This window comes from Marinobacter sp. MIT930201 (assembly GCF_047122665.1).
Classification (GTDB): domain Bacteria; phylum Pseudomonadota; class Gammaproteobacteria; order Pseudomonadales; family Oleiphilaceae; genus Marinobacter; species Marinobacter salarius.
In genome coordinates, this window is sequence record NZ_CP138916.1 from 1,053,078 (window position 1) to 1,079,017 (window position 25,940).

Here is a 25,940-nt window from a genome sequence, read left to right on the forward strand (position 1 = left end):
AAAACCCGGCGCCTTACCTGAAGCTGAAGCTATCTTAAGTATATTTAATTTTAAACTCAACGATAACAATTCCTATTTACATTAGAAAATGCGTTATATTCAATGCCTGTTAAGGCCTAACCCACTGGTTCGCCTGAACGCCCCACTTTCATACCATCGGCTCCGACCGTGGAATTGGAGTTCGCTTCCAACGAACGGGGCATCGATTCAAGAAATTCCGGATGGCGTACAATTCCCAGATGGTGAGTATCGATCCACACCGAGCTGGCAGGTTTGCAGCCGATAAAGGCGGTCAGTAGCGCTTCTGCATTGTCATTGCTCTCTGGTGACTGCTTTGCCCACCACGCATGCACTGGCGCCCGAAGTGGTTTGACCCGTTCATGGGCCCTTGCCAGCCGGCGCATATGCCTTTCCACATCCAGCAATTGCTGCCACTCATCCTGGGCGACGCCCTCAGGGGATGATTCGGGATTGTTTTCGACGGACCGGTGGCCAGCCCCGGGGATATAACCATCGATCAGGCCGACCCAGGCCACTTCCCTGCCCAGGCGCTCCAGCAGGCTCGCCATTTCCAGCACTAGCGCACCACCCATGGACCAACCAAGGAGGTAGTATGGCCCCTGGGGTTGTAGCGCCAGCATCTCCTTCACGTAGTCCCTTGCCATCGCGGCCAGTGACCGGTCGCGCCAGCTTGAATCAAGAATCTGTCGATTCTGAAAACCCCAGACCGACCAGTCGCCCGCCAATCGTGAGGCAAGCGGATAGTAGCCAACCACCGTGCCGCTGACCGGGTGCGGACAGAATAGTTGCGGTGCTGTCCCACGCGACTCTGAAAGACGAATCAGAGGATTCAGCTTACCCGCCGACGGCCGCTCGGCCTCCGCCGGTAATGCCTCCGATGTGCCGGCCACCAGGGTTTCCAGAGCCAGGCCAATCGCTCTCATCAGCCGCTGGACGTTGGAAGCCTGATATCGCTGACCACTGTAGCGACAACTGAGCGTCAACTGCCCCTGATAGACCTGGCCGTTTATTTCCACCTCCCGCCCGAGGGGCGCATCGGGGTCCACCAACTCACCCGCCGACTCCGGCGCCAATCTAAAACGACCGCTCGCAAGGGTGTCGTCAAACTGACCCAGGTAATTGAATGCCAGGTCCGGTTCCGGCAGGCGTTTCAGACGCGAACGGGTTTTAGGGTCGCCCAGGTATCGAAGGGCACCGTATCCGAGTCCCTTGCCCGGAATCCCGGCACGCAGATGGCGGGTCGCGTCTAGGGTTAATAACGGATTGCCTGTGGGTTCGAGCTGAACCGGATACAGGCTGGTAAACCAACCCAGTGTGCGGCTCAGATCGAGGGCTGCATCGTCGGTTTCCCGGCCATGACCCTCTACGGCGACGATGGGTCGCTGCAGACCACCCCATGCCCGCAGCCCCTCCGCCAGGGCAGCCAGCATGACATCGTCCATGCCCGCCTCAAACGCCGCCAGGGTTTGACGGAGCAACGTTCGGGTTTGACCGGCGGACAGGCTCCACTCGCAGAGTTCCTCATACCGTGTCGCCCGGCTGCCCGCCGGATTGTCCACCGGCCAGGGCTCAGGGGCAGTGGAAAAACGTTCCCAATACGCCAGTTCCTGCTGCCATGCTCCCTGATCGGCACGCTCGCGGAGGTGATTGGCCCAGGACTGGAAAGTAGCGCGCGGTAGCCGAGCATCAGTTGCCCTTCCCTCGGCAACCTGCCGGTAGGCTTCGCCGAGATCGTCCAGGAGAATCCGCCAGGAGACACCGTCAACAATCAAGTGATGGGCGCTGACCAACAGTCGCTGCCCACCGTCCGGAAGTGTCATCAGCACAATGGCTGCAAGGGGGCCGTTCTCGAGATCGAAACTGCGCTGTATTCGGTCACAAGTCGTCGTCACCAAACCCTCGTCTGGCAGCACCACGACACTGAAAAGCCGGTCCACGGACTCTGTAGCCCGGTAGTTTCCATACCAGACATCCCGTTCACGGTGGAAGCCCAGGCGGAGGACATCGTGGTGTTCGATCAGCGCCGCAACCGCTCGCCGCAGCAGTTCCTCGTCAAGCGGGTGAATGACCTCAAGCAATACCGACTGGTTCCAATGGGAATAATCAGGCAGAGGCTGCTCGAAAAAATGGGCCTGAATCGGTGTCAGTGGCACAAGGCCTTCGGCCCTTGCAGTTTCGGAGGCTGACGTCGTTATCGGCTCCAAAGCAGCGGCCAACTCCGAGAGTCGCGGTTTCAGGAACACGGTTTTCGGTGTCACTTGCCAGCGCAACTGACGCAAACGGGTGATCAGCTCCAGGGACTGGATGGAATCACCACCCAGCTCGAAGAAACTGTCATTCCTGCCGACCTCAGCCGCTCCCAGCATTGCGGCCCACAGTTCGGCCAGCAGGACCTCGCGCGCGCCTTCTGGCCTCTGATGCTGTTTCGTTCGCGAGACAGGCTCTGGCAACGCATTACGATCCAGCTTGCCATTGGGCAGCTTGGGCAGTTCCGCCAGGGTGACCACGTGCGACGGCACCATGTACTCCGGCAATTGCTCCCGTAGCTGTGTCTTGATGGCACGCTCATCCAACCCCTCACCAGACACATAACCTACCAGCCGCTGACCGGCCGCAGTATCTTTCACAACCGCCAGGGTGTCTTTCACCCCCTCGCAGCCCTTCAACGCCGACTCCACTTCCCCGATCTCGATCCGGAAGCCCCGCAGTTTCACCTGCTGGTCCATCCGCCCCAGGTATTCCAACTGACCCTCCTGGTTCAGTTTCACCCGGTCACCGGTACGGTAAAGACGCTCGCCGGCCCGGAAGGGGTTGGGTACAAAGCGTTCCGCGGTGATGTCCGGGCGGTCCAGGTAGCCCCGTGCCAGGGCGCCACCCAGGTAGAGTTCCCCGGCCACGCCCGGGGGCAGCAGGTTGAGGTCTGCGTCCAGCACATAGCCCTGACGGTCGCCCACCAGGTCCCCGATCGGAGCGTAGGCGCTGTCGAAGTCAGCCGTGTCAGCGGCAATGCGCCATAGCGTGGGCGTAACCACGGTTTCTGTGGGGCCGTAGCCGTTGATCACCCAGTCCGGCTGCAGGTGCTCGATGGCGTGGTGCATCATCTGTCGGCTGAAGGCTTCGCCGGCGAAGCAGTAAATACGCACGCCTGGCGGCTGCCCTTTCAGTTCCGCCCACTCCGCCAACTGGCGCAAATAGCTGGGCGGGAAGGCGGCCACGGTGATGCCTTCGTGGATCAGGCAGTCGTAGGTTTCCTGCACGCTCCACAGGGCCTGGTCCCGCAGGACAATGCGGGCGCCATGGCTGAGCGCGGTCAGCCAGCGCTCGTGGGCGCCGTCGAAGCTGATGGACAGGAAGTGAAGTTCCCGGTCCTCCGGGGTCAAGCCATAGCGGGCGCCGATGGTCTGGCAGTGCATGGACAGGCCGCCGTGGGGGATGGCCACGCCCTTGGGCTTACCGGTGGAGCCGGAGGTGTAGATCAGGTACGCGAGTTGTTCCGGATGAATCGATACCTCCGGTACTGACTCGGGCTGGCTGCTGACATCCAGGTGATCCAGGTTGACCGTCTCGACGCCCTCGGCCGAGGGCAGTCGGTCCAGAGCGGCGTCGTGAGTTAGCAACAACGCGGCGCCGGAGTCTTCCAGCATGTAACGCACCCGTTCGGCCGGATAGTCCGGATCCAGGGGCAGGTAGACGCCGCCGGCCTTGTGCACGGCGTACAGCGCCACCAGCATGTCGGTGCCCCGCTCCAGGGCCACACCCACGCGGCTTTCGGCACCGATGCCCTGCCCCATCAACCAATGGGCCAGGCGGTTGGCGCGGGTGTTAAACTCGGCGAAGGTCAGGCGGTCGTCGCCGTGGACAACGGCTATGGAGTCCGGGCGCTGGCGCGCCTGTTCGGCGATCAGGGTCGGGATCGGACGCGGGTCCACTGCCGGGTGCTCCACGCTGTTCCACTCGGACCAGACCTGTTGTTCGCGGTCCGTCAGCAGAGGCAGGTCCGACAAGTGGGCCATGGGCTCACAACTGATCACCTCCAGCAAGGCTTGCAGCTGTTCGGCCATTCGCGCCACCGACGCCGCGTCGAAGATATCCGTCGCGAAGTCCAGGTAACCGTCGATTCGACCGTCCGCGTGTTCGTGGGTGCCCAGTACCAGATCGAAATGCGCGTTCTCCGCCGGACAGGCGAGCGGCTCGCAGCTCAGCTCATGCAAGTCCGACAAGGGCTTCTGGTCAAAGACCTGATGGTTGTAGCTGGCCTGGAACAGCGGATTGTGGCTCAGACTTCGCTCCGGCTGCAGTGCTTCCACCAGTTGCTCAAATGGCAGATCCGCATGCGCCTGGGCTCCGTGCATTCGCTCTCGTACCTGGGCCAGAAGATCACTGACCCGGTCACCGGGATCAATCTCGGCACGCACCACCAGCGTATTGACGAAGAAGCCAATCAGTCCCTCGGTGCCCGGCTGATGCCGTCCCGAAACCGGAATACCCACGCGCAGATCCCGTTGACCACTGAGTCGGTACAGCAGCGCTTCAAAGCCGGCCAGAACGACCATAAACAGCGAAACTTCCTGATCACGGGCCGTGCGACGCAACCGCTCCGCCAGCGACGATGGCAAAGTGAAGGCGTGTCGGGCACCACGGCCATCCCGCTGCCCCGGACGCGGGCGGTCCGTGGGCAGCTCAAGAACCGGATGTTCATCACCCAACTGCCCTCGCCACCATTGCAATTGCCGATCCAGCTCAGCACCCGTCAGTTGCTCTCGTTGCCAAAGTGCGTAGTCCGCATACTGAACGTCCAGCGGTGCCAACCTATCGGGCTCACCTCTTGATGCACAGCGATAGAGCTCAACCAGTTCCTCCAACAGCAACTGCATTGACCAGCCGTCGGAAATGATATGGTGCATGCACAACAGCAGGCGCCAGCCCGATGTATCCATCTGCACCAGGGCAACGCGCCAGGGCGGTGCGGTCTCCAGGTCGAAGGGGCGGCGGCTGAACTCCCGGAATAGCTCTCCGAATACAGTCTCGGCATCGTCCTGGCCGCGAAGATCATAACGCTCCATGGGTACCGCCATGGCTTCCATCACCCACTGTTGGGGGCGACCATGTTCCCCATGTCGAAACGCCGTGCGCAGCGACTCATGCCGCTGAATGAGTCCGACGAAGGCCGCCGTCAACGCCTCTTCATTCAGTCGACCCTGCAAATCCAGGCCGCCCGGAAGATGGTAGGCACTGCTCTCAGGCTCCAGTTGGGCCAGGAACCAGAGCCGCTGCTGGGCAAAGGACTGCGGTGCCAACTGGCCCCGATCATGAACGCGTAACGGAGGCGCTTCATCGGCCGGTATGCTCTGAAGTACATCGGCCAGCCCAGCCAAAGAACCTGACTCGAACAACACGCTCAGCGGCAGCGTCCGGTGCAGGGCTTTGCGGATACGATGAACCAGGGTGACACCCAGCAGCGAGTGCCCTCCCAGGGCAAAGAAATTATCCTGTCGTCCAACCCGCTCAACACCCAGCACTTCCTGCCATAGGCGTGAGAGTGTTTGTTCGATGTCGGTTTGTGGCGCCTCGTAGCCAACCGTGTCCATCTCCGGAGCCGGCAATGCCTTGCGGTTCAGTTTGCCGTTGGCCGATAGCGGAAAGCGTTCCAGTACCATCAGGTGTGCCGGCACCATGTAATCCGGCAGGTGGTTTTTCAGCGACGCTTTCAGGGCGTCCGTTTCGATGCCGGTGCCCTGCACGTAACCGATCAACTGGTCATTGCGGGCGATGACCACGGCGTCCATGACGCCGGCAGATTCCCGCAGCACGGCCTCGATCTCACCCAACTCGATCCGCAAGCCCCGCAGCTTGATCTGGTGATCCAGCCGGCCCAGGTATTCCAGGGTGCCATCCCGACACCAGCGGGCCAGGTCGCCACTGCGGTAGAGCCGCTCACCCCGCTCAAAGGGACTGGGCACGAAGCGCTCCGCCGTCAAGTCCGGCTGGCCGTGGTAGCCCTGGGCCAGACCGGCGCCGCCGATATAAAGTTCGCCCGGCACGCCCACAGGCTGCGGGTTCAGGCGGTCATCCAGGACATGGATCTGCAGGTTGGCGATCGGCCGGCCGATGGGCACGGTTGTGCGAGTGCTGCGATCGTCCTGGCCACAGGTCCAGTGCGTGACATCGATGGCCGCCTCGGTGGGGCCATAGAGGTTATAAAGCGTTGCCCTGGGCAGGCGACGAAGGGTCTCATCCTGCAGGTCTTTGGGCAGGGCTTCGCCGCTGCAGATCACCCGGCGCAGAGTGTCACAGCCGGTCAGGTCGTCCTGGGTCATAAAGGCCGGCAGCATGGAGGGCACAAAGTGAACGGTGGTGACCGATTCGCGCTGAATTTGATCCACCAGCCTGGCTGGGTCCCGGTGGTCCCCCGGTTGGGCGACCACGAGGCGTGCGCCCACCATCAGCGGCCAGAAGAACTCCCATACGGACACATCAAAGCTGTAAGGGGTTTTCTGCAGGACGGTGTCGTCCTCGCCCAGTTCGTAGGCCGCCTGCATCCACTTCAGGCGGTTGAACAGCGCTGCGTGGGTGTTGGCCACGCCCTTGGGTTTGCCGGTGGAGCCGGAGGTATAGATCACATAGGCCCGCTGCTCCGGGTGGATCCCGACATCGGGGATCGATGCCGGCTGATCCGCCAGATCAAGCTGGTCGAGGTTGATCACCGACAGCCCGGCCGGGGCCGGTAGTGACTCAATCACCGCGTCGTGGGTCAGCAGCAGGTCCATACCGGCGTCGGTCAGCACCTGACTCTGACGCGCTTGTGGGTGTTCGGGGTCCACCGGCACATAGGCGGCGCCGGCTTTCTGGATGGCGTAGAGGGCGACCACCAAGGCCACCGAGCGCTCGGTGGCAACGCCTACGAGACTGTTGCGATCCACGCCCTGGCCGATCAGGTAATGGGCCAGGCGATTGGCTCGGGCATCCAGGTTGGTGTAGCTCAGGCGTTCAGCGCCGAACACCAGGGCTTCCCGATCCGGGTGCGCAGCCACCTGGCGCTCGAACAGACGATGCACCGGCTCGGGCCGGCCATAGTCCACGCCCGTCCGATTCCAGCTCGCCAGTTGCTCGTGGTCGGTGTCGTCCAGCAGGTCATAGTCGCCGATTGGCTGCTGCGGGCCTGCCACAATCTCATTGAGCAGCCATTCGAAACGGGCCCCAAAGCGCTCAACCGTTGCCGCGTCAAACAGGTCCGTGGCGTAGTTCCAGTTGCCGGAGAACGTACCATCGGCTTCTTCGATCAGGTTCAGTGCCATATCGAACTGGGTGCTGCCGCCTTCCAGTTCCATTACCTTCGCGGTCAATCCAGGCAACTCGCCCAAACCGCGCTGATCACGGTGCTGGTAGTCGAATGCCACCTGGAACAGCGGGTTATGGCTGAGGCTGCGTTCCGGTTGCAGGGCTTCCACCAACTGTTCGAACGGCAGGTCCTGATGGCTCTGGGCCTCAATCGATGCCTGGCGGACGGTCGCCAATACCTGTTCGAAAGTCTGGGATGAGGCCAATTCACAGCGTAGGACCTGGGTGTTCACAAAGAAGCCGACAAGACCCTCGGTTTCCCGGCGATTGCGGCCTGCCACCGGCACGCCAACCCGCAGATCATCCTGACCACTGAGCCGATGGAGCAGTAGGTTGTAAGCCGCCAACAACATCATGAAAGGTGTGACATCGCGGCTCGCCGCCGATCCGCGAAGACGGTTGCTCAGGGACTCGCCCAGTCGGAAGTGATGACGTGCACCCTGGAAACTCTGCCGGGCAGGTCGTGGTCGATCCGTCGGCAACTCCAGAACTGGCTGCCCGTCACCGAGCTGGGCACGCCAATAATTCAGTTGCCGCTCGCCTTCGCCGCTGGCCAGCCATTCCCGCTGCCACACCGAGAAATCCGCATACTGGATCGACAATTTCTCCAGTACCGCCGCTCTTTCACCGCAGGCAGCACGATACAGAGACGCGAAATCCCGCATCAGCACCGACACCGACCAGCCGTCGGAGATGGCATGGTGCAGGCAAATCAGCAGACGCGATTCCTTTGCGGCCATGGTGACCAACCCAACTCGCCAGAGCGGCTGCGTGCCCATGGAGAATGGTCGGCGCATAAAGGCTTCCGCATGATCGCGGAATGCACCCTCCGGATCATCCGAGTGGCTGACGTCTACCCGTTCCAACGGGACACCAATCGCCGGGTCAATCACCTGTCGAGGGATTGCCTCGCCATCCGGGGCAGCCACCAGTCGCGTGCGCAGCGTCTCATGACGTTGCGCCAACGCGTCGAGTGCCTGCTGCAAAGCACCTTCGTCAACGGTGCCTTTCAGGTCCAGAACGCCAGGCAAGTTGTAGGCGGTAGCTCCCGGTTCAAGCTGGTCCAGGAACCAAAGCCGCTGCTGGGCGAAAGACTGCGGCGCACCCTCCAGCCCCAGTGCGGGAATGGTCTCTTGCGCTGGGGTGCCTTCCAGTGCCTCCAGCAAAGCCGCCATATCCGTCAGCCTGGGCGCCTCGAAAACCATCCTTAACGGGAGTTCCACACGCCATTCGTGACGAAGGCGAGAAACCAGCTGCGTCGCCAGCAGGGAGTGACCGCCCAGTTCGAAGAAATGATCCTGCCGACCGACACGGGACTGTTGCAAAAGATCCTGCCAGATCCGGGCCAGACTCTGTTCGCAGTCCGTTACGGGAGGTTCGTAATCACTCTGACCCACCACGGGCTCAGGCAACGCATTGCGGTCCAGCTTGCCATTGGGCAGCTTGGGCAGTTCCGCCAGGGTGACCACGTGCGACGGCACCATGTACTCCGGCAACTGCTCCCGTAGCTGTGTCTTGATGGCACGCTCGTCCAACCCCTCACCAGACACATAACCTACCAGCCGCTGACCGGCGGCAGTGTCTTTCACAACCGCTAGGGTGTCCTTCACCCCCTCGCAGCCTTTCAGCGCCGACTCCACTTCCCCGATCTCGATTCGGAAGCCCCGCAGTTTTACCTGCTGGTCCATCCGACCCAGGTATTCCAACTGGCCGTCCCGGTTCAGTTTCACCCGATCACCGGTACGGTAAAGACGCTCGCCTGCGCGGAACGGGTTGGGGACAAAGCGTTCCGCCGTGGTGTCCGGGCGGTCCAGGTAGCCCCGCGCCAGGGCGCCACCCAGGTAGAGTTCCCCGGCCACGCCCGGGGGCAGCAGGTTGAGGTCTGCGTCCAGCACATAGCCCTGACGGTCGCCCACCAGGTCCCCGATCGGAGCGTAGGCGCTGTCGAAGTCAGCCGTGTCAGCGGCAATGCGCCATAGCGTGGGCGTAACCACGGTTTCTGTGGGGCCGTAGCCGTTGATCACCCAGTCCGGCTGCAGGTGCTCGATGGCGTGGTGCATCATCTGTCGGCTGAAGGCTTCGCCGGCGAAGCAGTAAATACGCACGCCTGGCGGCTGCCCTTTCAGTTCCGCCCACTCCGCCAACTGGCGCAAATAGCTGGGCGGGAAGGCGGCCACGGTGATGCCTTCGTGGATCAGGCAGTCGTAGGTTTCCTGCACGCTCCACAGGGCCTGGTCCCGCAGGACAATGCGGGCGCCATGGCTGAGCGCGGTCAGCCAGCGCTCGTGGGCGCCGTCGAAGCTGATGGACAGGAAGTGAAGTTCCCGGTCCTCCGGGGTCAAGCCATAGCGGGCGCCGATGGTCTGGCAGTGCATGGACAGGCCGCCGTGGGGGATGGCCACGCCCTTGGGCTTACCGGTGGAGCCGGAGGTGTAGATCAGGTACGCGAGTTGTTCCGGATGAATCGATACCTCCGGTACTGACTCGGGCTGGCTGCTGACATCCAGGTGATCCAGGTTGACCGTCTCGACGCCCTCGGCCGAGGGCAGTCGGTCCAGAGCGGCGTCGTGAGTTAGCAACAACGCGGCGCCGGAGTCTTCCAGCATGTAACGCACCCGTTCGGCCGGATAGTCCGGATCCAGGGGCAGGTAGACGCCGCCGGCCTTGTGCACGGCGTACAGCGCCACCAGCATGTCGGTGCCCCGCTCCAGGGCCACACCCACGCGGCTTTCGGCACCGATGCCCTGCCCCATCAACCAATGGGCCAGGCGGTTGGCGCGGGTATCGAACTCGGCGAAGGTCAGGCGGTCGTCGCCGTGGACAACGGCTATGGAGTCCGGGCGCTGGCGCGCCTGTTCGGCGATCAGGGTCGGGATCGGACGCGGGTCCACTGCCGGGTGAGCCACGGTGTTCCAGTCATTCCAGACCTGTTGTTCGAGGTCCGTCAGCAGGGGCAGATCCGACAGTCGCTGTTCGCCGCTCCGCGCCATGGCGTACAGGAGGTGTTCCAACTGGCCTGCAAGCGCTTCCGCGCGGGCCGGTGACACCTGATCGTTACGGTAATGCAGGTGCAGGACCAGCCCCTGCCCGGCCTCGACCGCCAGGCTCAGGGGGTAATGGGTCTGTTCGCTCACCTGAAGGTTGCTGGCTCGCACGCCGGAGGCATCGCTGCGCAGGGCATCGTCCACCGGGAAGTTCTCAAACACCAGCAGGGAATCAAACAGCTCTCGCCCCGATTGCCCGGCATACTGCTGAATCTGGTACAGCGGGGTATGCTCGTGCTCCCGCAACGCCAGGTTGTGAGCCTGTAGCTCTGCCAACCAGTCTCCCAGGCGCTGCTCTGGTGCCGGGGCCTCAACGACTGGCAGCGTGTTGATGAACAACCCGATCTGGCGATCCATACCGGACACCGCCGCCGGCCGACCAGACACCGTGGCGCCGAAGGCCACTTCGCGCTGGCCGGTGTAACGCTGAAGGATCAGGGTCCAGGCGGCTTGAATGAGGGTATTGAGGGTCACCTGTTGTTGCCGGGCAAATCCCGCCAGGGAGTCGTAATCCGGATGCATCACAATATCGGCGAGTGAAGCCTCGTCCCGGTCCAGGCAACGGCTGTCGGCCAGCAGTGGGGCCAGACGCGTGGGCTCGGGAAGCTGGCACAGTTGGTCGCGCCAGAAAGTCTCGGCGCTTTCAAGATCCCGCCCAACCAGCCAATTGAAATAGTCATGGTAACGGGCCGGGGTCTCCAGGCGCCCGCCCAGAGTCTCCAGCATGACTTCGCTGAGCAGCGCCGCACTGCTCCAGCCGTCCAGGAGGATGTGGTGAAGCGTCAGGACCATCTGCCAGCGCCGCTCCCCCAGCCGGATCAGCACCATCCGCATCAGCGGCGGCCGGGCCAGGTCGAAAGCGGCCGATTTTTCCTGTTGGCAGAGAGCATCCAGAGTCATGGAAGCATCAGTGCGCCAATCCAGTTCGCGGATCGACAGCACGGCTTTGTGGTGAATCAGCTGCACCGGCAACTGGGAACCGGGCGCATGAATAAACCCGGCCCTCAGAACTGGGTGACGGGCAACCGCCGACTGCCAGGCCGCCTTGAAGGGCTCCACAGGCAGATCGTTCAGGGTCACGGACACCTGATTGACGTAGGTATCGGAGACACCCCCCAGCTCACTATGGAACAGCAACCCCTGTTGCATCGGCGTCAGTGGCAGCAGATCGTCGATGTCGCCCTGCCCGACCGGCAAGGCATCCAGCGCGGTCTGGTCCAGGGCCACCAGCGGGAAATCTGAGGGTGTTACGCCACCGGTTTCCCGGCACGTCGCGACTACGTTTTCGAGGGCGCGACGGAAATTCTTCATCAGCTCGTCAATTGCTTCACGCTGATAACGCGCCGCACTGTAACTGCAGGAAAACGACAGCACGCCGTCACGCACCTGACCGTCCAGCGACAGTTCAAACCCCAGAGGAGCATCCATAGCCCGCATGGCACCCGGCGATTCTTCCGCCAGTACCAGGCCATCCTGGCTGCCTGCGTCCACCTGCCCCAGGTAATTGAAAAGCACCGCGCCAGAGAGATCCGGCAGGCCGTGCTCGCCTTTCAGGTAGCGCAGCACACCGTACCCCAGACCGCCCCGGGGCACCTGACGCAGGGCTTCTTTGGTGGCCTTCAGGTTCTCGACAAGGTTGCCACCACCGGACACACACACCGGGTACAGGCTGGTGAACCAGCCGACGGTCCGGCTCAGGTCCACCCCTTCCATCAACGGCTCACGACCGTGGCCCTCGAGGGCAATCGTTGACTGCGAACGACCACTCCAGTGAAACAGCGCTTCGCCCAGGGCGGTCAGCAGCAGGTCATTCACCTGTGCGCGCCAGGCCTTCGGAGCCTCGGTCAGCAACTCCCCGGTGACCTCGGCGGACAAGGCCATGGTCGACCGGGCCAGTTGATCCACGGTATTGGGCCCGCCCGCGTTCACGATCGGCAGCGGTGCCGGGGCGGGGATGGCCGACCAGTAGTCGATTTCCTCCGCCAACACGGCGTCATTCCAGGGTGTTGGCAGTTGCTCGGCCCAGGCCTGGAAAGGAGTGGCCTTCGCCCCCAGGTCAATGGTTTCTCCCCGAAGGATCTGCTGGTAGGCCTGCATCAGGTCGTCTAGCAGAATGCGCCAGGACACGCCGTCGATTCCCAGGTGATGCACCGCCAACAGCAACCTTTCGGAACCGTCGTCCAGCCGTGCATGCAGTGCTCGCATCAGGGGCCCTTCCGACAGATCCAGGCTGGCCTGGGCCCGGTCGCATTCGTTCACCAACTGTTCAGGGGTTGTGGTCACCGACCACAGCAGATCCGCCGGTTTGTCTGGTATACCGTAGGCTTGCAGCCATTCATCGTTTTTCCGGGCAAAGCGCAGCCGCAAGGCGTCGTGGTGTCGGTAAATCGCGTTGAGTGCCTCGGCCAGAGCTTCGCTATTCAATGCCGTGGCGGGTTTGAGCAACAGTGCCTGGTTCCAATGCTCCGGCCGGGGCATGGCCTGATCAAAGAACCACTGCTGGATCGGTGTCAGCGGGAAGTCCCGTTCCATATCGACGACGTAGTTTTGTACCGTCGCATGGGTTGCTACCAGAGCCAGAGCAGCAATGGTCTGGTGCTCGAACATCTGCCGGGGCGTCAGCTCAAGACCGACGCGTTTCGCCTTGGCGATGATCCGCAAGCTCTGGATGGAGTCGCCCCCCAGGGCAAAGAAATTATCCTGTCGTCCAACCCGCTCAACACCCAGCACTTCCTGCCATAGGCGTGAGAGTGTTTGCTCGATGTCGGTTTGTGGCGCCTTGTAGCCAACCGTGTCCATCTCCGGAGCCGGCAATGCCTTGCGGTTCAGTTTGCCGTTGGCCGATAGCGGAAAGCGTTCCAGTACCATCAGGTGTGCCGGCACCATGTAATCCGGCAGGTGGTTTTTCAGCGACGCTTTCAGGGCGTCCGTTTCGATGCCGGTGCCCTGCACGTAACCGATCAACTGGTCATTGCGGGCGATGACCACGGCGTCCATGACGCCGGCAGATTCCCGCAGCACGGCCTCGATCTCACCCAACTCGATCCGCAAGCCACGCAGCTTGATCTGGTGGTCCAGCCGCCCCAGGTATTCCAGGGTGCCATCCCGGCACCAGCGGGCCAGGTCGCCACTGCGGTAGAGCCGTTCGCCGTTAGCAAAGGGACTGGGCACGAAGCGCTCCGCCGTCAAGTCCGGCTGGCCGTGGTAGCCCTGGGCCAGACCGGCACCGCCGATATAAAGTTCGCCCGGCACGCCCACAGGCTGCGGATTGAGGCGATGGTCGAGGATATGGATCTGCAGGTTGGCGATCGGCCGGCCGATGGGCACGGTTGTGCGAGTGCTGCGATCGTCCTGGCCACAGGTCCAGTGCGTGACATCGATGGCCGCTTCGGTGGGGCCGTAGAGATTGTAGAGTTGCGCCTTGGGCAGGCGACTCAGGCTCTCATCCTGCAGGTCTTTGGCCAGGGCTTCGCCGCTGCAGATCACCCGGCGCAGGGTGTCACAGCCGGTCAGGTCGTCCTGGGTCATAAAGGCCGACAGCATGGAGGGCACAAAGTGAACGGTGGTGACCGATTCGCGCTGAATTTGATCCACCAGCCTGGCCGGGTCCCGGTGGTCCCCCGGTTGGGCGACCACGAGGCGCGCGCCCACCATCAGCGGCCAGAAGAACTCCCATACGGACACATCAAAGCTGTAGGGGGTTTTCTGCAGGACGGTGTCGTCCTCGCCCAGTTCGTAGGCCGCCTGCATCCACTTCAGGCGGTTGAACAGCGCTGCGTGGGTGTTGGCCACGCCCTTGGGTTTGCCGGTGGAGCCCGAAGTATAGATCACATAGGCCCGCTGCTCCGGGTGGATCCCGACATCGGGGATCGATGCCGGCTGATCCGCCAGATCAAGCTGGTCGAGGTTGATCACCGACAGCCCGGCCGGGGCCGGTAGTGACTCAATCACCGCGTCGTGGGTCAGCAGCAGATCCATACCGGCGTCGGTCAGCACCTGTTGCTGACGGGCTTGTGGGTGTTCGGGGTCCACCGGCACATAGGCTGCGCCAGCTTTCTGGATGGCGTAGAGGGCGACCACCAAGGCCACCGAGCGCTCGGTGGCAACGCCTACGAGACTGTTGCGATCCACGCCCTGGCCGATCAGGTAATGGGCCAGACGATTGGCTCGGGCATCCAGGTCGGCGTAGCTCAGGCGTTCAGCGCCGAACACCAGGGCTTCCCGATCCGGGTGCGCAGCCACCTGGCGCTCGAACAGACGATGCACCGGCTCGGGCCGGCCATAGTCCACGCCCGTCCGGTTCCAGCTCGCCAGTTGCTCGTGGTCGGTGTCGTCCAGCAGATCATAGTCGCCGACTGACTGCTGGGGGTCTGCCGCGATCTGCCGGAGCAGGCATTCAAATCGACGGTGTATCCGCTCAACCGTTTCCCCATCGAACAGATCCGCCGCGTAATTCCAGTTACCGCCCACGCGACCGTCCGGGAAGGCCCAGGTGTGCAGCGCCAGGTCAAACTGGGCGGCGCCGGCGTCCTGCGCCAGCAATTCAGCAGTCACACCGGGAGTCAGTTCAAAGCGCTCGCCATCGCGCTGCTGATGGTTATAGAGCACCTGGAACAACGGATTTTGGCTCAGGCTGCGTTCCGGCTGCAGCTGGTCGACAAGATGTTCGAATGGCAATGCCTGATGCGTCTGAGCCTGCCGGGCAATCTCATGCTCCCGGGACAGTATGGCTGTGAATCCATCGCCGCCGGCCACATCGCTGCGCAGCACCTGGGTATTCACGAAAAAGCCGATCAGGCCCTCCAGTTCCGCCTGTTCTCGTCCGGCAATGGGAACGCCCACGCTCAGGTCGGTCTGCCCGCTCAGCCGGTACAGCAGCACCTTGTAGGCCGCCAGCATGACCGTGAAGAAGGTTGTTCCCCGGGACCGCGCCAAGGCATTCAGCGCATTGGCCACGGTGTCGTCGAACGTGAAGTGATAACGCCCGCCCCGGAAAGACTGCTGCGCAGGCCTCGGCCGATCGGTCGGCAATTCCAGCACTGGCGGCTCATCGCCCAACTGCCGCGTCCAGTAGTCGAGGCCCACTTCCCCGGCGCCTGCCTCAAGGCCACGGCGTTGCCACAGGGCCACGTCCGCGTATTGCAGGGGCAACGAAGGCAAGTCGGCCACCTCACCGGCCAGAGCGGCGCGATAGCATTGGGCAAATTCGGTCAGCAGCACCTGGATCGACCAGCCATCGGCAATGATGTGATGCAGGCACAGCACCAGGCGATGGTCGTGTTCCGCCATCCGCACCAACGCCACCCGCCAGAGCGGGCCAGCGGCCAGATCGAAGGGTTGCTGCGCGATCTCCCTGGCCCAGGCCTGGAATGCCATTTCGCTGTCTGCACTCAGTTGCGGGATGTTGACCGGCGCCACCGGTCCCACCACCTGCAGCGGCTCCCCATTTTCGTCGGCACGGAAGGTAGTGCGCAGGCTGTGATGGCGAAGTGCCAGGGTGTCGAAAGCCGCCTGCACCGCCCCGACATCCAGCGGGCCGTTGAGACGAATGGCGCCAGGCAGATGATAGGCACTGTTACCCGGCTCCAACTGATCGATAAACCACAACCGCTGCTGGGCGAAAGAGGCAGGGCTGGCATCACCGGCCATACCCGAAGGGATCGGCAGGGACGACAGGTCCAGCCCCTGCTCCTGCAGTCTGCGAAGGAACACCTGGCGCTTGTCGGCGCTCAGCCCCAGGAAGCGGCGTGACAGGGCCATCGCATTGTCCTGCATTATTCAATCTCCTCCAGTTCATTCATCAATGCATCAAGGTTGTCCAGGCGGTCCTGATCCAGGGCCTGTCCCTTCAGGCGTTCAATCACGGCAGCCATGGCCGCCACCGTGGTGGCCTCAAAGGCTTCCGCCAGCGGCACGCTCACGCCCAGGCGCTCGCGAATCCGAGACAGCAGGCGAGTTGCCAGCAGCGAGTGGCCGCCCAGTTCAAAGAAGTGGTCGTGGCGCCCCACCTGCTCGACCTTCAGCAGGTCTCTCCAGAGTTCCACCAGGATTTCTTCCAGTTCGCCTTCCGGGGCGATGTAGCGGCGTACCTCAAGCTCCGGCTGCGGCAGGGACTTGCGGTCCAGCTTGCCGTTGGCGTTCAGCGGCAACCGGTCAAGCACGACCAGATGGGTAGGCACCATCACCGCCGGCAGCTCATGGGACAATCGATCCCGCAGGCTTTCGGTTTCCAGGTGTAGACCGTCGTCGGGCACCAGGTAGGCCACCAGTTGGGCCCCGTGAGGTGTTTGCTGGGCCGCCACCACCGCCTGACGAATGCCGTTGCAGGCCAGCAGGCAGGATTCGATCTCGCCCGGTTCAATGCGCTGGCCACGGATCTTCACCTGAAAGTCCGCGCGGCCGGCGTACTCGAGCAGGCCGTCGTCATTCCAGCGTGCCAGGTCACCGGTGCGGTAAAGGCGGCCACCGGGTTGACCGAAGGGGTCCGGGACGTAGCGCTCCGCGGTCAGCTCCGGACGGCCGGCATAACCACGGCCGACTCCAGTGCCACCGACATAGAGCTCACCAACCACACCGCTCGGTGCCAGCTCCAACTGAGTGTCGAGCACATAAAGCCGGTTGTTGTCGGTGGGTTTGCCGATGGGAATGCCCGCGCGTGTCTCCTCCAGGCCTGTCAGGGTATGAAGCGCCACATCGTCGGCACACTCCGCCGGCCCATAGGCGTTGACCAGTGGAATGCGCGGGTAACGCTCGAACCAGCGCCTGGCCAGCTCCCGGCCCAAGGCTTCGCCCGTGGGCAAAAGCCAGCGCAATCCCAGACGCCGCTCCGGCACCGCGAGAATGCCTTCAATCACCGCCGGCACGCTTTCCAGCACGGTAACGCCGCTGTCGGCCACGGCCTCAAGCAGCCGCTGGGGATCGTGGGTGATCTCATCGGGAATGATGTCCAGGCGGCCGCCAAACAGCGGCGCGGTCAGGAACTGCCACACGGAAATGTCGAAGCCGGTGGCCGCCGTCTGGGCGATCACGTCCCCGTCCCCCAGCTCCAGATAAGGCACCTTGGACAACTGGTTGTTGAGCATGCCCTGCTGGTTGACCATCACGCCCTTGGGCTCACCGGTGGAGCCGGAGGTGTAGATGACGTAGGCCAGTTGATCCATGGCCGGATACCGGCGTGGATTACCATCCCGATCCGTAGCCAACAGGGATTCCAGGGTGACCACCCGTGGACGTGCTTCGGTTTCTGCCAGGATGGCGCCGACCTGCTCCAGGCAGGCTTCCGGCGTGACCAGCACGGGCGCCTGACTGCTATGCAACATGCGGCCACTGCGCGCCGGCGGATGGCGTTCATCCAGTGCCAGGTAGGCGCCACCGGCCTTGAAGGCGCCCACGATCATAGTCATCAGGTCCAGGTTGCGGGGCGAATACAGCGCCACCACTTGATCCGGCTGCGTGCCTGCCTCAATCAGACCGTGACCGATGCGGTTGGCCCGTTGGTTAAGTTCGGCGTAGCTCATGCTGCTGCCCTGGCAGCGGGCGACTTCCCGGCCGGGATCCGCCAGCGCCCAGGCTTCGAACCGTTCGAGCCAGCTCAGACTCATCCAGTCTGGTTCCATCTGGCCCTGGCCAAGTCCGAGCAGCTCGCCCCGTTCCCCGGCGGAAACCAGCTGGATAGCGGCAAGCGGCTGCTCCGGCGCCTGCATCAACTGGCGCAGAACCTGGTGGTACTGGTCCAGCAACGCCTGCATATCCCGATCCCGGAAAACCCGCTGGTCGTAGCTGAACTGAAGTTGGTAGGTCTCGCCCGGCAGAATGACCACGGTCAACGGATAGTTGGTGTGGGTGCGGTTCGCCAGAGGCGTGATGCCGTAAGCTTCGGCGGCCTGCCGCACGTCCGTCCCCATGGGCACGTTCTCGAACACGAACAGGCTGTCGAACAGGGCGTCGCCACGCGGGGTGTCTGCCAGGTTCTGTACCTCTGCCAGGGACAGGTGTTCGTACTGGCGCAGGGCCGCATTGGCAGACTGCAGTGAACACAGGAACTCGAGCCCGGTCTGGGTGGTGCTTTCAGCGCCTATGCGCAGCGGCAGGGTGTTGATGAACAGGCCAAGGGTGTCTTCGATGCCATCCAGCTCTGCCGGGCGACCGGCGACGGTCACCCCGAACAGGGCTTCGTCCAGACCACCGTGGCGCATCAGCACCAGTGCCCAGGCTGCCTGCATGAAGGTGTTCACGGTCAGCTTTTCGTCACGTGCCCGTTCAACCAGTTGAGCCGTTTCCTCGGCTGTGAGCGCATGCGTCACATCCTGAATGGATGGCTCACCATTGGCGGTGCGCCGGTAGGGCAATGGCGTGACCTCGGTGAAACCGACCAGATTATCGCGCCAGAAGCGGTGCGCCTGTGTGGCATCCTGGCGTTGCAGCCAGGCGATGAAGTCGCGATAGGGGCGCGCCGGGGTTACCACCGGCTGCTTGCCATCCACCAAGGTACGGTAATGGTCGAAGAACTCCGCGAGCATCAGGCCACGACACCAGGCGTCAATCAACGCATGATGATGGCTCTGTACAATGCGGCAATCATCCTGACCGAAACGCACCAGGCGCAGACGCAGCAGCGGAGGTTTGGTGAAGTCGAAGCCCTGGCGGCGTTCTGCCGCCAGCAACGCCTCCAGCTCCGCTTCCGCATCGGCACGCTCCAGATGGCTCAGGTCGATCAGCTGCGCCGGCGACGGCACATCGCGATAGACAATCTGGTGTTGGGTGCCACCGTCCAGGCCGTGGAAAGCGGTCCGGAGCATGGGATGGCGCTGGACCACCGCGTGCCAGGCCGCCCTGAAGGCCTCGAAATCCACCTCGCTGCGCACTTCATACTGGTCCTGCATAAGGTAGATGCCGCTGCCCTGTTCCAGCAGACTGTGTAGCAGGATGCCTTCCTGCATCGGCGCCAGGGGCAGGATGTCCTCGATATTCGCGGGGTTTTCCAGAGCATCCAGTTGCGGCTGGTCCAGATCAGCCAGCGGTACATCCGACGGTGTCAGGCCACCGGCCCGGGACGCACAGTCTTCAATCAGCGTCATCAACGCTTCGCGGTACAGGTCGATCAGGCGGGTCACCCGCGACTTCTCGAACCTCGCACGACTGTAGGTCCAGTCCAACTGTAACTGACCATTGCGTACCTGCCCGTCCACCACCAGCGCGTTCGCCAGCAGGCCGGAGCCGTGGCGCGAATCGCCGACGGGCTTGCCCTCGAGGACAAACTGCGAACCTGGCTCTTCGTCGAAACGGCCGAGGTAGTTGAACGTCAGGCCGGCACCGGTCATTTCCGGCAGTTCCGCGCCCTGCAGTTCCTTCAGCACACCATACCCAAGCCCGTCGCCCGGAACCTGACGCAGCATTTCCTTGGTGCGTTTGAGTGTGCCAAGTGCCTCTTCGCCGGCTTCCAGCGCCACCGGATACAGCGTTGTGAACCAGCCCACCGTGCGACTTACGTCCGGCGCCCCATCCGGGGCATTGCGGCCATGACCTTCCAGCGTGATCACATGGCGGCTGCGGCCGGACCACTCTCCCAGTGCCTGGGCCAATGCCGCCAGCAGAAGATCGTTGATCCGGGTGCGGAAGGCCGTCGGCGCGTCGTTGAGCAGTCGCTGGGTCTGCCCTTCATCGAGCGTCATTCGCAAGTGATCGCCGTCGGCAACCCGCGCTGTGCCATCCGGGTTGTCGCAAGGCAGAGCCGCGTCTTCGGCAGAAAATGCCTGCCAATACGCCAGTTCCTCATCGAGGCGACCATGGGCCAGATCCCGGTGCAGGTAATGCACCCAGTCATGCAGGCCGTCAATGTCCCCTTCGAGCTCAATGGCCCTGCCGCCTGCGGCCTGCTCATAGGCAAGCTGCAGATCCTCAAGCAACACCCGCCAGGAAACACCGTCCACCGCCAGGTGATGGGCGGCGATCAGTAATTCCTGACGCTCGCCCGGCTGAGAGACCAATACACAGCGCAGCAGTGGTCCGTTCGACAGGTCGAGACTGCCCTGCGCGTCGTTGAAGGTCGCCAGTAGGGTCTGTTCATCGTCGGTTTCCAGGGTCCAGAGCAAATCAGCCTTTTCCTCGCGGCTGTAGGCCTGCGTGCGCTGGTCTGCGTCAAAACGTAACCGCAAGGCCGGATGGATATTGACCACGGCGGCCAGGGCCTTGCTCAGGGGCTCCGCCTCCAGCGGTGAACGGATACCCAGGCGCAGCGCCTGGTTCCATTGGTTGCGATCATCAACGGGCTGATTGAAAAAACGTTGCTGGATCGGGGTCAGCGGGAAGGCCTGCGGAACCGACTCCCGGGCCGCCGATTTCGGCGCGGCAGCGGCCTCCTGGAATTCGGCCACGTGAGCCAGTTCAGCAATGGTCTGCTTCTCGAACAACTGCTTTGGGGTGAGCTTCACGCCCTGCTTTCGCGCTCGGGCAATCACCTGGAGGCTGATGATGGAATCTCCGCCCAGGCTGAAGAAGTTGTCGTTACGGCCGACTCTCTCGACATGCAACAGCGACTGCCAGAGTTCTGCAAGCATGGTTTCCACACCCGCCAGCGGCGCAGCGAAATCCTCACCCTGACGCTCCGGTTGCGGCAACGCCTTGCGGTCGAGCTTGCCGTTCGGGGTCAGCGGAAATTCAGCCAGCGGCAGGATATGCGCCGGTAACATGTAGTCCGGCATTTGCAACGCCAACGCGGAAAGCATGGCTTCAGTGTCCAGTTCGGCCGCCAACGGATACGCCACGATCAGGCCATTATCGTCGACCTGGACATGGGCATCGCTGACGCCGTCGAACGCGCGGATGCGCTGAGCAATCTCTCCCAGTGAGACCCGGTAGCCGCGAACCTTCACCTGGTCGTCGTTGCGGCCGTGAAAGCTCAGCCGCCCATCTTCCAGCAGCCGTACCCGGTCACCGGTGGCATAAAGCCTTTCCCGCGACGACTGGGGATCATCCACAAATGCGGCGGCCGTCTGTTCCGGCTGACCAAGGTATCCCCGCGCCAGGCCGGCGCCGCTCAGATAGAGCTCGCCGATGGCACCCAGGGGCAAAGGTAAACGCTCTTCGCTCAGCACCTGCGCACGGATGTTCGGCAGTGGCGTGCCCAACGGAACGATTGAATCCTGCTCGTCGCCCGGTTCCGTGGTCAGCACGCCCACGGTGGACTCGGACGGCCCGTAATGGTTAAACACACGGCAGTCTGGGTTCAGTTCCCGAACCTGGCTCAGCAACGCTGATGGCAACGCTTCACCGCCCAGCACCAAAGCCTCACGGGGCAGCACCCGGGCCGGCTCGGCAGCCTGCAGTAATCCGGAAAGGTGGGGGGGCACGATCTTCAGGATGTCGACCTGATGCTCCGCCATGTAGCTGGCAAAGGCGTCCGCGTCCATAACCCGGTCGGCACTCAACAGGTGCAGCGTGCGACCACTGCATAGGGCCCCGAACAGCGTGGTATGGCCCAGGTCCGCCGCGACGGTGGATACCATCGCCATGGTGGCCTTCGGCGAGGGATCGATGACCTCCAGAACACCCTGTACATAGTTCGCAATGGCACCGTGGCTGACCACCACGCCCTTGGGAGTACCACTGGTGCCGGAGGTGTAAATCAAATAGGCTGCCTGGGCCGGCTCAATCAGCGTCCCCAACGGTTCAACGGGTTCGCTCCGCCAATCGGCCGCCGCGTTGAAACCTATCAAGGCGCCTTCGAAGCCGGGCACGGCTTCATGACCCAGCAGCCACCCGGCACCGCAATCCTTCAGTACAAATGCCTGGCGGTCGGAGGGCCATTTCGGGTCCAGGGGAACAAAAGCCCCGCCCGCCTTGAGCACCGCCAGAACGCCAACCACGAATTCCGGTGAACGGTCGAGGCAAAGCCCCACCGACGACTCCGCTGCCACGCCCTGCCTTTGCAGGTGCTGTGCCAGCCGGTTGGATTCCGCCTCCAGCCAGCCGTAGTCGAAAGACTGGTCCTCGTATTGCAGAGCCTGTTGCCCGATGGTGGACTGAATATGTCCATTCCAGAGCGACACCAAGTCCCCTACGGGAAAGTCCGCCTTCGGTCCTTCCAGCGCCGACGGTGTCGCCAGCAACTCCAGCTCGCCCAGCGGCCGCGAGGGATTCGCGGTGACCTGCTCCGCCAGGTTGACCAGTTCCTCGGCAAACTCCCGAATACGCGGCTCGTCGAACAGGTCACACGCGTAGGTGAGCACACCCTTAATACCTTCAATTCCCTCAGTGCCCTCAATACCCCCCGGCTGATCGGTGATATCGAAGCCCAGATCGAAGTGCGCGCTGTCGTCGTCCCGCTGGCGCATGGTGAGTGTCGCCCCGGGTAACCCGACATTCTCGGGCAACGGGAACTGCTGGGTGAACTTCACCTGGCACAGGGGGTTGTGGCGCAGGTTACGCTCCGGCTGCAGCGCGTCCACCAGTTGTTCGAACGGCAGATCCGCATGAGCCTGCGCCCCGAGGGTAGCGTCGCGGACCGAGGCCAGAAAATCAGTGAAGCCCTGCGTCGCGACGGGCTGGCTGCGCAACACCAGGGTGTTGACAAACAGACCGACGAGACCTTCGGTTTCCGGCCGTGACCGACCGGACACAGGCACACCTATCCGCAGGTCCCGCTGGCCGGAATAGCGATACAGCTGGGTTTTATAGAGCGCCAGCATGACCATAAAGAGCGTAACGCCCTGATCCCTGGCCAATTGCCGAAGCTTCTCACTGAGCGGTTCCGGGAAGGCAAAGGCCACCCTGGCGCCACGATGGCTCTGGGACTCGGGGCGCGGCCGGTCAGTTGGAAGTTCAAGCACCGGGTGCTCGTCGCCCAACTGCTGCTTCCACCAGCTCAACTGGCGTTCGGCTTCGCCAGCCTCCATGGTCTCCCGGTGCCAGTGGGCGTAGTCGGCATAACGGATGGGCAGGACCGGCAGATCCGGGTCATGTCCCTGTGCAAAGGCGGTGTAAAGCTGCCCGAACTCCTTCACCAGCACCTGCGCCGACCAGCCGTCGGCGATAATGTGATGAATCACCATCAACAGGCGATGGTCGCTGTCCCCGAGGCGTACCCGGTGCACCTGCCATAACGGACCCTGCTCGAGATCCATGGGCTGGCTGACCAGGGCTCGACTGAGGTTGTCCAGCGCGCTTGCGGGAGAATCCTCGCCGCTGAGGTCATGACTTTGCACAGTTACCGGTGCCGCTGGCTGTATCCGCTGCAGGCCACGGTTTTCATCCGTTTCGGCAAACACCGTGCGCAGGCTTTCATGACGCTCCGCCAGGGCGTCCAAACTGCGCTGGAGCGCGTCTTCATCAAGACTGCCCATGAACTGCCATTCGCCGCACAAGTGATAGGCGCTGGAGCCGCCTTCCAGTTGGCCCAGAAACCAGAGCCGCTGCTGGGCGAAGGATTGCAGGGGCTCCGCGTCGTCCGGAAGAAGTGTGATTGGGTGGACTTCCTGGCCATTGGCACTCTGCTTGGATACCCAGCGGGAGAAGTCACCAAGGCGGGGATGCTCGAACAGGACCGCCGGTTCAATGGTCAACCCCAGGTCACGCTCCACCCGGGACAACATCTGCATGGCGCCGACCGAATCGCCGCCCCAGGTGAAGAAGTGGGCGTTGCTGTCCAGGTCGTCGCGCTCAAGCGCCGCCTGCCAGGCCGCCACAACTTCCGGGAGCAGTGTCGGCCCTACTTGAGCCGATGTTTCAGCCGGGGCCGAGGCGCCCTCTTCCAGCATGCGACCGTCCTGCCAGCCGGCAAACACGGACAGCTCGCCGCGCTCCCATCCCTGGCGACAGGCCGCACGTTGCAGCTTGCCACTGGTAGTGCGCGGCAGGGTTTTGGGCTCCAGCAGCAGGATCACCTGGGGCGCAATGCCGAGGGTGTCGCTCATGGTTTCCGCGATGGTGGCGCAGATCATGGCCGGCTTGATCATTCTGCGGGTGGTCCGGCCCACTTCAAGGGCCAGCCCTATACCTTCCGCCTGCCGGGCTTCCGTGGTGGCAAAGGCGGCCAACCGACCGGGCATCAGGAGTTCTATCTCCCGCTCCAGGGTGCTCTCGATATCCTGGGGATACAGGTTCTGGCCATTTACGATGATGACGTCCTTCTGACGCCCCGCCACGTATAGGTGGCCGTCCTCGACGATGCCGAGGTCGCCGCTGCGCAACCATCGGCTATCCCGCCACTGCACAAAGGTTTCCGCCGTAGCCGTGGGTTTTTCCCAATAGCCCTGAGCAACACTGGGGCCGGATATCCAGATTTCGCCCACTCGACCGTCCTCGACGGGCTCCCTCGTCTGGGAATCAACGATGCAAAACGTGTCTTCCCCATATGCATCCCCACACCCCACCAGCCTGCTGGGCTGATGGGCACTGCTAAGGCCTGCCGTGGAAAGCTGCTCCGGCTCAAAGGTACGGGTCTGGACATCGCCGTTGAACCCATGGGTGGTTACGAACAGGGTGGCTTCTGCAAGACCATAGCTGGGCGCAAAGACATCACTGCGAAAACCATGGGGCGCCATACGATCGGCAAAGCGCTCCAGGGTTTCCGGGCGAATGGGTTCCGACCCGGTGAAGGCCAGGCGCCAACTGGACAGATCCAGGCCTTCCAGTTGTTCATCGGTCACCCGCCAGCCACAGAGCATATAGGCGAAATCCGGGCCGCCGGAGTATGTCACCCGGTACTGGCTGATAGCCTCCAACCAGCGTGCCGGGCGGGCCAGGAAGAACTGCGGTGCCATCATGTTGGCGCAGTGGCCATGCAGGATCGGCAACAGCAAACCCGACATCAGTCCCATGTCGTGAAACAGCGGCAACCAGGTCATCCAGACATCGTCATCAGTGGCCTGGAAGGCTTTGGCCATGGTGTATTCGTTGGCCATCAGGTTGGCGTGGGACACCATGACCCCCTTGGGTGCAGAGGTCGACCCTGAGGTGTACTGCAGGAACGCCAGATCCTGGCTTTGGGGTGGCACCACCTGCAACGCATTCTGCCAGTGCAGCCCGATGCGGTCCGCCGCCACCACTCGCCCACCGTCCGGCAACAGCGGCGCCAATCGAGACTGATAACGCCGGATGTCCTGCTCCAGGGCAAGGACGGCCATCGGTTTCGAGTCCCCGATCATACCGCCGAGGCGATCAATATAGGCCTGACGGTCGTGCTCCGGTGGGTACGCGGGTATGGCGATAATGCCGGCATAGAAACAGCCGAAGAAAGCGGCCGCGAAATCCGCGCCTCCTGGCAGCATCAACAAGCAACGTTCACCCGGTGCTAACGCCAGTTCGTTCTGTAGATATCCCGCTAGCGCCTGTGCCTTCTGGTAAAGCTCACTGTAGCTGGTTACCAGGGGTGGCGCGTCATCCGAGACCAGTTGCCGGATGGCAAGTGATTGGGGTTGCTGCTCTGCGTAAAAACGAAGGACATCGGCGAAATTCGGAAACCGTTCCGCGTGTAGGCTCATCTTGTCACCTGCATGATTTCAGAACACATTACCGCGAGGACTTGCTCCCCGCGGTTTC

General features: G+C 62.9%; 2 protein-coding genes. Both read right to left on the bottom strand.

The genetic code is table 11. From position 1 onward, the window contains the following. Nucleotides 1-116 precede the first annotated feature (116 nt). On the bottom strand, nt 117-16,178 hold the full coding sequence (locus SIC19_RS05030; RefSeq protein WP_412535584.1) for a non-ribosomal peptide synthase/polyketide synthase: 16,062 nt from the start codon (nt 16,176-16,178) through the stop codon (nt 117-119). Next, the gene (locus SIC19_RS05035; RefSeq protein ID WP_075194963.1) at nt 16,178-25,882 is read right to left on the bottom strand and encodes a non-ribosomal peptide synthetase; all 9,705 of its coding nucleotides are present in this window, start codon (nt 25,880-25,882) and stop codon (nt 16,178-16,180) included. The genes SIC19_RS05030 and SIC19_RS05035 overlap by 1 nt, the downstream gene beginning before the upstream one ends. Nucleotides 25,883-25,940: the final 58 nt, after the last annotated feature.